The sequence below is a fragment of the Streptomyces montanus genome, assembly GCF_005786655.1.
Taxonomy (GTDB): Bacteria; Actinomycetota; Actinomycetes; order Streptomycetales; family Streptomycetaceae; genus Streptomyces; species Streptomyces sporangiiformans.
The window spans coordinates 1-12,117 of sequence record NZ_VBZC01000120.1 but is presented as its reverse complement, the minus strand read 5'-3'; the positions used below and the strand labels follow the sequence as shown (position 1 = coordinate 12,117).

Sequence of the window (12,117 nt, the reverse complement as noted above, 5' to 3'; positions counted from 1 at the left end):
GGGGCCGCCTTGGAGACGGCGTGCGCGTCGGCGGCGGCGCGGGACTCGCCCAGCGCGCTGAGCGCCTCGGCACGCGCGCGCGTGGTGCGCACTTCGCGGGCCCGCGCGCGCAGGGCCTCCTGTGCGGCGTGCCGGTCGCTGCCCGCGAACAGGGCCTGGGAGAGGGCGAGCGCGGTGTGCCGCTCGGCGGCCGACAGGTAGCGGTTCCGGCTGGACAGGGCCAGCCCGTCCTCCTCGCGCACGGTCGGTACGCCGACGATCTCCACCCCGAAGTTGAGGTCGCGCGCCATGCGCCGGATCAGGGCGAGCTGCTGGGCGTCCTTCTGGCCGTACAGCGCCACGTCGGGCCGGGTGAGGTGCAGCAGCTTGGCGACGACGGTGAGCATGCCGTCGAAGTGCCCGGGCCGCGAGGCGCCCTCCAGACGCTCCCCCATCGGGCCCGCGCTGATGCGCACCTGGGGCCGGCCGCCCGGGTAGACCTCGTCCACGGAGGGGGCGAACACGGCGTCCGCCCCCGCCTGTTCGGCGATCTTGACGTCGGCGTCCAGCGTGCGCGGGTAGCGGTCGAGGTCCTCGCCCGCACCGAACTGAAGGGGGTTCACAAAGACCGTGACGACGACCTCCCCGTCGCCTCCGGCGATCTCGCGGGCGGTGCGGATCAGCGTCGCGTGCCCCTCGTGCAGGGCGCCCATGGTCATCACGACGGCGCGGTGTCCGGTGCGCACGCGCGCGTGGAGCTCGTCGGCGGTGCTCAGCAGGGCGGTGGTCATCGGGCCTCTCCCTCGGTCCCGTCGGTCCCGTCGGTCCCGTCGGCGAGTACCCCCAGAAGGTCCTCGGCGAGCTCCGGCTTGAGCATTCCGTGGGCCAGAGCGCGGTCGGCGGTCGCGCGGGCCATCGCCAGATAGCCGGCGACGGCCTGCGGGGCGTGCTTGCGCAGCTCCGTGACGTGGGCGGCGACCGTGCCCGCGTCGCCGCGCGCGACGGGACCGGTGAGGGCCGCGTCGCCCGACCTGAGGGCGTTGTCCAGGGCGGCGCCCAGCAGGGGGCCCAGCATCCGGTCCGGGGCCTCCACGCCCGCCGCACGCAGCAGCTCCATCGACTGGGCGACCAGCGTCACCAGGTGGTTGGCGCCGAGGGCGAGGGCCGCGTGGTACAGCGGCCGGTTCTCCTCGGCGATCCACTCCGGCTCCCCGCCCATCTCGATGACCAGCGCCTCGGCGGCCAGCCGCAGTTCCTCGGGCGCGGTGACGCCGAACGAGCACCCGGCCAGGCGCTGTACGTCCACAGGGGTGCCGGTGAAGGTCATCGCGGGGTGCAGCGCCAGCGGCAGCGCGCCGGCCCGCAGCGCGGGATCCAGCACCTGCGCCCCGTACCGCCCGGAGGTGTGCACGAGCAGCTGCCCGGCCCGCACGGCCCCGGTCTCGGCGAGCCCCTCCACCAGCCCCGGCAGGGCGTCGTCAGGGACCGTCAGGAGCACCAGGTCGGCCCGCTGCAGGACGTCCGCGGGCGTCACCAGCGGCACGTCGGGAAGCAGCTCCGCCGCCCGCCGTACGGAGGCGTCGGAGACTCCGGAGACGGCCACCGGCCGGTGCCCGGCGAGTTGGAGGGACGCGGCCAGCACCGGACCCACGCGGCCGGCGCCGACGACGCCGACGGTGAGCCGCGCTGGGCGGTCCTTGGGGTCTGGCTGTGGGACTGTACTCACTCGACGGCGGCCTTCCGTTCCAGTCCGCTCGGGGTACCGGACGATTTCTCGTCATGTTAACGCGATCGGTTCCGGGGCCGTTTCGTTGTCCACAGGCTGTGGGAAATCACATGCCCGGCCGGTGCCGCGCCCGGCATGATCCGGGGATGAGCGATACGGCGGAGCAGAGCGGGGAACGGTCGGCCGAGCAGGGCGAGGAGTTGCCGGCCGAGCGGGGCGAAGAGTTGCCGGCCGAGCAGGATCGAGACCTGTCGGCGGAGCAGCGGGCCGAGCGACGGTGGGCCGCCCGGCGAGCGGCGGAGCGAGTGCTGTGGCGGCCGTGTTTCGACTCCACGGTCGGCGAGCGGCTGGCGCTGCTGACGGACGCGGCACCTCAGGTGTACGACCTGGACCAGCGGGTGGACATGTACGGCGACCGGATCGTCGAGACCGTGGAGGAGCGGGTCGCGGCCCTGCTCGGCAAGGAGGCCGCAGCCTTCTTCCCCTCGGGCACCATGGCCCAGCAGGTCGCCCTGCGCTGCTGGGCGGGGCGTACGGGCAACGCGACGGTGGCGATGCATCCGCTCTCTCACCCGGAGGTGCACGAACGGCATGCGTTCAGCACGGTCAGCGGCCTGCGGATCGTCCATCCGACGGGCGAGCCACGACTGCCGTCCGCCGACGAAATACGCGACCTGGAGGAGCCCTTCGGGGCGCTGCTGATCGAACTGCCCCTCCGGGACGCCGGTTTCGTCCTGCCTTCCTGGGACGAACTGGTCGCGGTGACGGACGCGGCGCGCGAACGCGACGCGGTGGTGCACGTCGACGGTGCCCGCTTGTGGGAATGCGCCCCCCACTTCGGCCGCCCCCTGGACGAGATCGCGGACGTCGCGGACAGCGTCTATGTGTCGTTCTACAAATCACTCGCCGGACTCGGCGGCGCCGCCCTCGCGGGCCCGAAGACGCTCGTCGACGAGGCGAAGGCCTGGCGCCACCGGTACGGCGGACAGGTCCTCCAGCAGTTCCCGACGGCCCTGTCCGCGCTGATCGGCCTGGAGAAGGAACTGCTGCGGCTGCCCGAGTACGTGGCTCACGCGCGCGTGGTCGCCGCGGCGCTGCGTGAGGGCTTCGCCGAGGCCGGGGTCCCCTGGGTGCGTGTCCATCCCGAGGAGCCGCACACGCACCAGTTCCAGGTCTGGCTGCCGTACGAGGCCGATGCCCTGACCGACGCGGGGACGCGCCAGGCCGAGGACACGAAGACCTCACTGTTTCCGCAGGTTTGGAGCCGGGGTGGCCCCGGACTGGCGTTCACCGAGGTCACGGTGGCCGCGCCGGGGCTGGAGTGGACCGCGGAGGACGTCAGGTCGGCCGTCGCCGACTTCGTGGCGCGGCTGCCCCGCTCAACGGCCTGAACAGCAGCCTGAACAGCCGGGTGAGCGCCGCCCGCACGCGCCCACGCGCCGGGCGGCCGGCCAACACCGCCCGGAAGCGCCGATGGTCGCGCAGCTCGCGCATGACCTGCCAGTCGTGGGCGCCGGGCGCGGGCGGGGTCGGGTCGCCGTGCTGCCCGGCGCGGTAGGTGTCGAGGAGGAACTGCTGAGTGATGCTCATGACGGATCGCCTCTTCGGGACGGGGACTGAGACGGGAACTGGGCACGGACATGGACTCCGTGGGCCCCGCGGAGTGCCCGGTGCGCTGTCTCAGCCTGGGGCCAACCCGCCGCGCAGTCGCGTGGATTGACGGCGGCCGTCAATCGGCGGCGGCGTTGTCAGTGGCGCGGTGCACCATGGGGTCATGAGCGTGAGCATCGACATTTCCGGGCTGCGGCAGGAGCGAGTCGCCTTCGTGCCCTCGCCCCTGGCCGAGCTCGGCATGGCGCTGCACGCGCTGTCCGAGCCGGGGCACCATCCCGGGCTTCAGGGCTGGGCGACGGGCGTGACCGCCCGGCTCGGCACCGGCCTCGCGGGCCGCATGTGCGAGGCCGACTTCCTGTGGCGTACGACGTTCTCGGACCTGTTCCTGCCGTATGCGGGGGTGGCGGGCGGCGGGGTGCTCCCGGGCGCGACGCTCGCCGAGGAGCTGGACCTCGTGGACAAGCTGTCCGACGAGCAATTCGTGGATGCCGCCCTGGAGTTCACGTGTGCGTTGACCTACGACTCGCAGGGCGCGGAGGTGTTGGCGCACCCCGAGACACGGCAGCGGGCCGTGGAGCTGGCGGCCTCACGCGGGCCGCAGCAGCTGCGGTTCACGAAGCGGCTGCTGGAGGACCCGCCGGGCGTCCGGGCATGGTTCCGGCAGTTCCTGCGGGACTGCGACGAGGCCTTCTTCGCCGAGACATGGTCCCGGCTGCGCCCTCAACTCACGGCGGACGCCCGCCACAAGACGGACCTGCTCAGACACAAGGGCCTGGCCGAGGCGCTCGCCGCGGCGTCCCCGATGGTGACGCTGGACGAGTCCGCCGGACGGATCGTGGTCGACAAACTGGCCACCGGCCGCACGGTCACCGCGGACGGCGGTCTGCTGCTCGTGCCGACGAGCCTCGGCTGGCCGCATCTCATGGTGCTGCACCGGTTCCAGTGGCAGCCGGTGCTCCACTACCCGGTCACCTCGCCGGACCTCACGACTCCGCCGCCGGTCGAGCAACTGACCCTGCGGATGACCGCCCTTTCCCACCCCATGCGCATCCAGCTCTGCCGCCATCTGGCCCGTAGCGCGTTCACGACGGGCGAGCTGGCGAAAATGCACGGCATGACGGCACCGGAGATATCCCGGCACCTGAGCGTGCTGAAGAAGGCGGGTCTCATCACCACGCGCCGCCGCGGCCGCTACGTCCTGCACCAGCTGGACGTCACGCTGGTGGCGCGGCTGGGCAGTGACTTCCTGGAAGGGATCCTCAGGTAGGCGGCCGTCGCACGAGAGCGGCACTCGTCGGCGTGTCGGCGCGGCACCCGTCCGCCCTTCGGCCCGTCGGCGCCTCGCGGGTCAGTCGAATCGGATGTGCTTCACCCCGACCCGTATCTGCCGCAGCCGCGTCCGCAGTGCGCCTTCCCTGTTCGGCCTGAGCGTCAGCCCGGACAGCACGGCGATCCGGTCGGCGGTCTTGGGGACGGTCGTGCGGTCCGTCCACAGGTGCTCGGCGAACTCGGGCTCGCGCAGCCGCTCCAGGCAGTGGTCGAGTTGGCGCACGGCCCAACTCTCCCTGCGCAACGGGGCGTCCTTGCCGGCAACGTACTTGAGGAGGTGTCCGAAGCCGCGCTCGCGCAGCCGCTCCAGTACGGTCTCGCGCTCGGCGAGGAGCGCGAAGTGGCGTACGTCGTGGCCCTTTTCGCGCAGCCGCCCGACGGTCTCGTCGAAGTAGCCGAAGTCCGTGATCGTCATGGGCACGATCACCGCGCCGTCGTGCTTGGTGAGGGCGAGGTCGAGCACCTCGACGACACCCTGCCGCCAGGACGCGAGGTCCTGGAAGTCCCCGCGCAGGTCGGGCGGCATCATGCGGCGCAGTCCGAAGCCGGCGTGTTCCGGGTCGCAGATGACGCTGCCCGGCAGCCGCCGCTGGATCTCGTGTGCGGTCTGTGTCTTGCCGCCCCCGAAGGGGCCGTTGATCCACAGGAGCATGCGCCCAGACCTTAGCGCCTGTCGTTCGGATCATGCCTGGGCCGCGGGGCTTGGCACGCACATCTGCCGCGTTGTCGTCGGTTGTCAACGCTCCGCGTTGACGCCCTCCTCCGCCTTGCAGCTGCACGCACCAAGCCCCGCTCACCGGCGATTATCAGGAGCCGTCACCCGAAGTCGGCATGATCCGAACGACAGGCCCTAGCCCTGTCCGCCCGCCCGGACGAGCCCCGTCTCATACGCGAGCACGACGACCTGCACCCGGTCACGCAGGCCCAGCTTGGTGAGGATGCGGCCCACGTGCGTCTTGACCGTCGCCTCCGAGAGCACGAGGCGGGCCGCGATCTCGCCGTTCGACAGGCCCTGCGCGACCAGGATCATCACCTCGCGCTCACGGTCGGTGAGTCGCTCCAGCTCCTTGTTCTGGGGCTGGTTGCCGCCGCCCGGCAGCATCGGCGCGAACCGGTCGAGGAGGCGGCGGGTCGTGGAGGGGGCGACCACCGCGTCGCCGCTGTGCACGGCGCGGATGGCGGCGAGCAGTTCGCCGGGCGGCACGTCCTTGAGCATGAAGCCGGAGGCGCCCGCCTTCAGGCCGGAGAAGGCGTACTCGTCGAGGTCGAAGGTCGTCAGGATCAGCACCTTCGGCGGATCGGGCTCCGAGCAGATGCGGCGGGTCGCCTCGACCCCGTCCAGCTTCGGCATGCGTACGTCCATGAGGACCACGTCGACCCCGGTCGAGCGCAGCTCCTGGAGGGCCTCGACGCCGTCGCCCGCCTCCGCCACGACCTCCATGTCCGGCTGGGCGGCGAGCACCATCCGGAACCCGGTGCGCAACAGCACCTGGTCGTCGACGAGCATCACACGGATCGGCATGCGTGGGTCCTCCGGTCGGTTCGTGGAGCGTGCACGTGTCAGTGGGCGGGCTTGAGCGGGAGCAGGGCGCTGATCCGGAAGCCACCGCCCGGGCGCGGCCCCGCGTCCAGGGTGCCGCCGACCATGCCGACGCGCTCACGCATGCCGATCAGACCGTGTCCCTGGCCGTCGGCGCCACCCTCCTCGTACAACTCGTGCGGGGCGCCCTTCCCGTCGTCCTCGACGAGCAGCCCGAGGCCGTCGTCGAAGTACACCAGGCGCACGCTCGCGCCCGCGTTCGGCCCCCCGTGCTTGCGTGTGTTGGTGAGCGCCTCCTGCACGATGCGGTAGGCGGTGAGCTCGACGCCGCTCGGCAGGGGGCGCGGAGTGCCCTCGACCTTGTAGTCGACGGGAAGGCCCGAGGTGCGGCACTGCTCGATGAGATCGTCGAGCTGGTCGACGTCGGGCTGCGGCACGTACTCACCGCTCTCCTGGTGCTCGCCGGTGCGCAGCACGCCGAGCAGGCGGCGCATCTCGGCGAGGGCCTGACGGCCCGTTCCGGAGATGGTCTCCAGGGCCTTCTTGGCCTGGTCGGGGGCGGCGTCCAGGACGTACGCGGCGCCGTCGGCCTGCACCACCATCACCGAGACGTTGTGCGCGACCACGTCGTGCAGCTCGCGGGCGATCCGGGCCCGTTCGGCGGCCACCGCGACCTTGGACTGGGCCTCGCGCTCCTTCTCCAGGCGAGCGGCGCGCTCCTCGAGCTGGGCGAAATAGGCACGACGGGTGCGGAGGGAGTCTCCGAGGACCCAGGCGAGCACGAAGGGGACGGTCTGGAAGACCGCTATCAGGACGTTGCCCAGGTGGCCGGCGGCGCTCTCCGGCCACCGCAGCTGCGAGAGTGTCCCCGCGCACAGGCCCGCGATCAGTGCGAGCCGCGAGGCCCAGCGGGCGCCGTCCGCGGCCGCGGTGTAGATGATCACCAGCATCGCGAAGTTCGCCGGTGTCTCCGACCTGTCGAAGGCCAGCTGTGCCAGGCCGACCGCGACGGTCACCAGCAGCATCGCCTCGGGCATGCGGCGGCGCAGCGCGACCACCAGGCACAGCAGCAGCGTGACCGGGATCGTGATGACCGGGAGGTCGGCGGCCCGCGCCTCCTGAGTGACGGTTCCGAACACGGCGGAGATTCCGAGCAGGACGACGGCCCAGAAGGTGTCGACCCACGTCGGGTGCCTGCGGAGAAAGTCATAGAGGCGTTGCACGTAACCCAGCGTAGGGAAGCGCATTGTGTGCAGGGGTCAACCGGAGGGTCGATCCGCGACGACCGTACGTACTCCCCAAGGTGGAGAACCGCTGAGACTCGGCGCTTAGCCTGGCGTCGTGAGACAGGAGTCGGCGGGCGTGGGACGAGGATCGGCGGGCGTGGGACAAGGGTCGGCGGGCGAGTGGCGCGGGTGGCGGCAGGCGGCCGAGGAGGCGCTGTACGGGCCTTGCGGGTTCTATCGCCGGCCCGAGGGACCCGCCGGTCATTTCCGCACCTCAGTGCACGCGTCGTCGCTGTTCGCGGAGGCCGTGGCCCGGCTCCTGTGCCGGGTCGACGAGGCGCTCGGCCGCCCCGCCGAACTCGCCTTCGTCGACATGGGCGCGGGCCACGGCGAGCTGGTGTCCGGCGTCCTTGAGGCCCTGCCCGCGGAAGTGGCCTCCCGCGCGCGCGGGTATGCCGTCGAACACGCCGGCCGGCCCGCCGCCCTCGATGACCGGGATGACCGGATCGAGTGGTGCGCGGAGCCTCCGGCGGGGGTCCGCGGAGTGCTGTTCGCCAACGAGTGGCTGGACAACGTGCCGCTGGACGTGGCCGAGACGGACGCCGACGGGGTGCCGCGGCTGGTTCTCGTACGGGAGGACGGCACCGAATCCCTCGGGGAGCCGGTCGCGGGGGCGGACGCGGAGTGGCTGGCGCGGTGGTGGCCGCTGGGGCCGGTGCGGTGCGAGGACGACGTGCGTGGCGTGCTGAAGGAGGACGACGTACCGCCTCCCCATGGGCTGCGTGCCGAGATCGGTCACCCCAGGGATGCCGCCTGGGCCCGCGCCGTGGCCACCCTCGACCGGGGCTTGGCCGTCGCCGTGGACTACGCCCACCTCGCGGACGCGCGACCGCCCTTCGGGACGCTCACCGGCTTCCGCGAGGGCAGGGAGGTGGCACCCGTGCCGGACGGGTCCTGCGACCTCACCGCTCATGTGGCGCTGGACGCGTGCGCGCTGCCCGGAGCGGGGCTGCTGACGCAGCGGGAGGCCCTGCGCGCGCTCGGCGTGAGCGGCGGACGGCCACCGCTGGCCCTGGCCTCCACGGACCCGGCTGCGTACGTACGGGCCCTCGCGGGCGCGGGAGAGGCCGCCGAGCTCACCGCCGCGGGCGGGCTGGGCGACTTCGGTTGGCTCGTGCAGCCAGTTGGAATTCCGAACCCACTACCGAGCCCACCACCGAGCCCGCCATCCGGGGAAACCGGAGAAAACGGCCCTCTACGGAGAGCACGGGGAGGCTTACTTGTCGATGTCCCCGACGACGAAGAACAGTGACCCCAAAATCGCCACCATGTCCGCGACCAGCGTGCCCGGCAGCAGTTCGGTGAGCGCCTGGATGTTGTTGTACGAGGCCGAGCGCAGCTTCAGCCGGTACGGGGTCTTCTCGCCCTTGCTGACGAGGTAGTAGCCGTTGATGCCGAGCGGGTTCTCGGTCCAGGCGTATGTGTGGCCCTCGGGGGCCTTCAGCACCTTGGGCAGTCGCTGGTTGACCGGCCCGGGCGGCAGCTCGGCGAGTCGGTCCAGGCAGGCGTCGGCGAGGTCCAGGGAGTTGTGCGTCTGTTCCAGGAGGCACTCGAAGCGGGCCAGACAGTCGCCCTCCTGCCGCGTGACGACCTTCAGGACATCACCCAGCTCCCCGTACGCCAGATACGGCTCGTCGCGGCGCAGATCGAAGTCCACTCCGGACGCGCGGGCGATGGGGCCGCTCACTCCGTAGGCGTGCACCGTCTCCGGAGACATCCGGCCCACGTCCCTGGTGCGCCCACGGAAGATCTCGTTGCCGAGGACCAGGTTGTCGTACACGTCCATGCGCGAGCGGACGTCCGCGACGGCCGCACGCGCACGCGTGGCCCATCCGGCGGGGAGGTCCTCCTTCAGACCGCCGACCCGGTTGAACATGTAGTGCATGCGCCCGCCGGAGATCTCCTCCATGACGCCCTGGAGCTCCTCGCGCTCCCGGAAGGCGTAGAAGACCGGCGTGATTCCGCCCAGCTCCAGGGGGTACGACCCCAGGAACATCAGATGGTTCAGGACGCGGTTGAGCTCCGCGAGGAGCGTGCGCATCCACACCGCGCGGGAGGGGACCTCCATGCCGAGCATGCGCTCCACGGCGAGAACGACACCCAGTTCGTTCGAGAAGGCGGAGAGCCAGTCGTGGCGGTTGGCGAGCATGATGATCTGGCGGTAGTCGCGCGCCTCGAAGAGTTTCTCCGCGCCGCGGTGCATATAGCCGATGACCGGCTCCGCGTGCTGGATCCGCTCGCCGTCCAGCACGAGCCGCAGCCGCAGCACACCGTGCGTGGAGGGGTGCTGGGGCCCGATGTTGAGCACCATGTCGGTGCTCTCCGCGCCGCCGCCGATTCCGACCATGGTCTCCGTCGTAGGAGTCATGGGAACAGTGTCTCGTACGTACGCTTGCGGCATGGAGACGGGGACCATGGGGACCACCGGGAACACGGAGTCCGAGCCGGTGTGGACCGGCCTGCCACCGGGCCTGCTGCGGATGCGCCGGCTGCTGCTCGTCGTCTGGCTGGTGCCGCTGACGCTCGCCACGGGGCTGCCGCTCGGTCTGCTCGTCGGGCCCGGCTGGGCGGCCTTCGCACTGCTGCCGCTGGCGCTGCTGCTGTGGGGCTGGCCGATGCTGGGGCGCAACTGGCGGTCCTGGCGATACGCCGAGCGCGCGGACGACCTGCTGATCAGCCGGGGTGTGCTGTGGCGTGAGGAAACGATCGTGCCGTACGGGCGCATGCAGCTGGTCGAGGTGACCTCCGGCCCTGTCGAGCGCCACTTCGGGCTGGCGAGCGTGCAGCTGCACACGGCCGCCGCGGCGACGGACGCACGCATCCCGGGCCTCGACCCGGCGGAGGCGGAGCGGCTGCGGGACCGGCTCACGGAGCTGGGCGAGGCCCGATCGGCCGGGCTGTGACGACGCCCGACGTCGACGACGACGTACAAGCGGAAAAGCCCTTGGCCGAACGGCGGCTGCACCCCGTGACGCCGTTGCGTCGCGCGTGGGCGCCGGTCGCCGTGATCGCCGGATGGGCGGTGCACGACCCCGATCAGACACAGCGGCAGCTGACCCGGCTGACGATGACCACACTGCTGATCGCGGTCGCCGTGTTCATTCCGGCCGCGGCCCTGTACGGCTTTCTGACCTGGTGGTTCACCCACTTCGCGGTAACCGACACCGAACTACGCATCCGTACGGGCCTGTTGTTCCGGCGCACCGCGCACATCCGCCTCGACCGGATACAGGCCGTCGACGTGACCCAGCCGCTGCTGGCCCGCGTCGCGGGAGTCTCCAAACTCAAACTCGACGTCATCGGGGCGGACAAGAAGGACGAACTGGCCTATCTGGGGCAGGAAGAGGCCCGTGTGCTGCGGGCCGAACTACTCGCCCGCGCCGCCGGTTTCGCACCCGAGACGGCGCACGAGGTGGGCGAGGCGCCGGTCCGGCAGCTGCTGCACGTACCGGCGCGGGTCCTCGCCGTGTCCCTGGTGCTGACAGGCGCCACGTGGGGGTCGCTGGCCGCCACGCTCGTCGTACCGCCGCTGCTGTGGCTGGCCACACACAGCGTGTGGACCGTCCTCGCGACCGGACTGCCGCTGCTCGGCGCGGCGGGCGCGAGCAGTGTGGGGCGGTTCGTCGGCGAGTACGACTGGACCGTCGGCGAATCACCGGACGGGTTCCGTATCGATCACGGTCTGCTCGACCGTACGCATGAGACGGTGCCGCCGGGGCGGGTGCAGACCGTACGCATCGTCCAGCCGCTCCTGTGGCGGCGGCGCGGGTGGGTCCGGATCGAGCTGGACGTGGCGGGCTCGTCCAACTCCGTGCTCGTACCGGTCGCTCCGCGCGAAGTCGCCGAGTCCGTGATCGCGCGGGTGCTGCCTGGTGTGACGGTGCCGGCAGAGCTGTCGCGGCCGCCGCGCCGGGCCGGCTGGTGCGTGCCGTTCTGGTGGCGGGGTTACGGTCTCGCCGTCACCGACACCGTCTTCGTGTCCCGCCACGGCCTGCTGCGCCGCAGCCTCTCGCTGGTCCCCCACGCCAAGGTGCAGAGCGTACGCATGGAGCAGGGGCCGTGGGCCCGCTTCAAACGGGTCGCCGATGTGCACGTCGACACCGGCGCCAACAAGACGGTGACCGCCCGGCTGCGGGACGCCTCGGAGGCGGTGGACCTGTTGCACGGACAGGCGGACCGGTCGCGGACGGGGCGGCGGGAGGCTCTGCCGGACCGGTGGATGGCCTGAGGCGCTCAGGAGACCTTCAGGAAACCGCGCCCCGCAGTTCCGCCACGTCGATCTGTTCCGTCTCGTCGTGCGCCGTCAGGTCGATGACCTGGCCGACCCCGCGTGAATCCTCGTCCGCGGGCTTGAACTGGGCCTCGGACTCGGCCTTGTGGAGGGCGAGCGCCTCCTGGCCCACCACGTCGGCGAGGTCCTCGTTCTGTACGGCCTCCAGCGCGTCCGCCCGCGTCTGCGTACCGAAGAAGTCGAACCCGCCCTCGACGGAGCGCCGCCGCACGGGCGAGGCCGGTGCGACCGCCACGGCCGTCGGCACGGCGAAGTGCCCGGACGGGGGCATCGGCTTGGGGGCGGGCTTCAGCTCGGCCGCGGCGGCGGGCGTGGCCGCGGCGGCCGGTGCGGCAGCGGTGGACGACGCGGG

At 71.9% G+C, this 12,117-nt stretch carries 12 protein-coding genes and 1 pseudogene; 5 read left to right on the top strand and 8 right to left on the bottom strand.

Translation table 11 applies throughout. The annotated features are described in order from the left end of the window. Together panC and FE633_RS45995 are read right to left on the bottom strand one after the other, a co-directional pair. Positions 1-770, bottom strand: a 770-nt coding sequence (panC, locus tag FE633_RS46000) for a pantoate--beta-alanine ligase (protein ID WP_138051111.1), incomplete at its 3' end; no start/stop codon positions are given. Next, positions 767-1,705, bottom strand: a complete 939-nt coding sequence (locus FE633_RS45995; protein ID WP_138051110.1) for a Rossmann-like and DUF2520 domain-containing protein — start codon at positions 1,703-1,705, stop codon at positions 767-769. The genes FE633_RS45995 and panC, both read right to left, overlap by 4 nt. Before the next feature lie 146 nt (positions 1,706-1,851). Here FE633_RS45995 and FE633_RS45990 point away from each other — a divergent pair, with 146 nt between their 5' ends. Further along, positions 1,852-3,096: a threonine aldolase family protein gene (locus FE633_RS45990; RefSeq protein ID WP_138051109.1), complete on the top strand. Its 1,245-nt coding sequence runs from the start codon at positions 1,852-1,854 to the stop codon at positions 3,094-3,096. Here FE633_RS45990 and FE633_RS45985 read toward each other — a convergent pair. After that, positions 3,044-3,295, bottom strand: coding sequence for a hypothetical protein (locus FE633_RS45985; protein ID WP_246114147.1), 252 nt, complete (start codon positions 3,293-3,295; stop codon positions 3,044-3,046). The genes FE633_RS45990 and FE633_RS45985 overlap by 53 nt on opposite strands. Positions 3,296-3,479: 184 nt before the next feature. On the opposite strand from FE633_RS45985, the gene FE633_RS45980 reads away from it, so the two are divergent. Beyond that, positions 3,480-4,586 carry a DUF5937 family protein gene (locus FE633_RS45980; protein ID WP_138051108.1) on the top strand — a complete coding sequence of 369 codons (1,107 nt, stop codon included), beginning with the start codon at positions 3,480-3,482 and terminating at the stop codon, positions 4,584-4,586. Positions 4,587-4,667: 81 nt separating this feature from the next. On the opposite strand, the gene FE633_RS45975 is transcribed toward FE633_RS45980, so the two are convergent. From FE633_RS45975 to FE633_RS45960, 3 genes are all read right to left on the bottom strand, one after another. Then, on the bottom strand, positions 4,668-5,300 hold the full coding sequence (locus tag FE633_RS45975; protein ID WP_138051107.1) for an AAA family ATPase: 633 nt from the start codon (positions 5,298-5,300) through the stop codon (positions 4,668-4,670). 198 nt (positions 5,301-5,498) lie between these two features. Then, the gene (locus FE633_RS45965; RefSeq protein ID WP_138051106.1) at positions 5,499-6,170 is read right to left on the bottom strand and encodes a response regulator transcription factor; all 672 of its coding nucleotides are present in this window, start codon (positions 6,168-6,170) and stop codon (positions 5,499-5,501) included. 38 nt (positions 6,171-6,208) lie between these two features. Further along, on the bottom strand, positions 6,209-7,411 hold the full coding sequence (locus FE633_RS45960) for a sensor histidine kinase (RefSeq protein WP_138051105.1): 1,203 nt from the start codon (positions 7,409-7,411) through the stop codon (positions 6,209-6,211). Positions 7,412-7,550: 139 nt separating this feature from the next. Between FE633_RS45960 and FE633_RS45955 the strand changes: the two genes are divergently transcribed. Continuing rightward, the gene (locus FE633_RS45955; protein ID WP_138051112.1) at positions 7,551-8,726 is read left to right on the top strand and encodes an SAM-dependent methyltransferase; all 1,176 of its coding nucleotides are present in this window, start codon (positions 7,551-7,553) and stop codon (positions 8,724-8,726) included. On the opposite strand, the gene FE633_RS45950 is transcribed toward FE633_RS45955, so the two are convergent. Further along, complete coding sequence (locus FE633_RS45950) at positions 8,691-9,842, bottom strand: NADH-quinone oxidoreductase subunit D (RefSeq protein ID WP_138051104.1); 1,152 nt, start codon at positions 9,840-9,842, stop codon at positions 8,691-8,693. The two genes, FE633_RS45955 and FE633_RS45950, sit on opposite strands and share 36 nt — an antisense overlap. A gap of 31 nt (positions 9,843-9,873) precedes the next feature. Between FE633_RS45950 and FE633_RS45945 the strand changes: the two genes are divergently transcribed. Then, positions 9,874-10,377, top strand: coding sequence for a PH domain-containing protein (locus FE633_RS45945; protein ID WP_138051103.1), 504 nt, complete (start codon positions 9,874-9,876; stop codon positions 10,375-10,377). Beyond that, positions 10,374-11,702: a PH domain-containing protein gene (locus tag FE633_RS45940; RefSeq protein ID WP_138051102.1), complete on the top strand. Its 1,329-nt coding sequence runs from the start codon at positions 10,374-10,376 to the stop codon at positions 11,700-11,702. Before FE633_RS45945 ends, FE633_RS45940 begins: the two co-directional genes overlap by 4 nt. A gap of 16 nt (positions 11,703-11,718) precedes the next feature. On the opposite strand, the pseudogene FE633_RS45935 reads toward FE633_RS45940, so the two are convergent. Then, a pseudogene (locus tag FE633_RS45935) lies at positions 11,719-12,117 on the bottom strand (hypothetical protein); the annotation flags it as partial.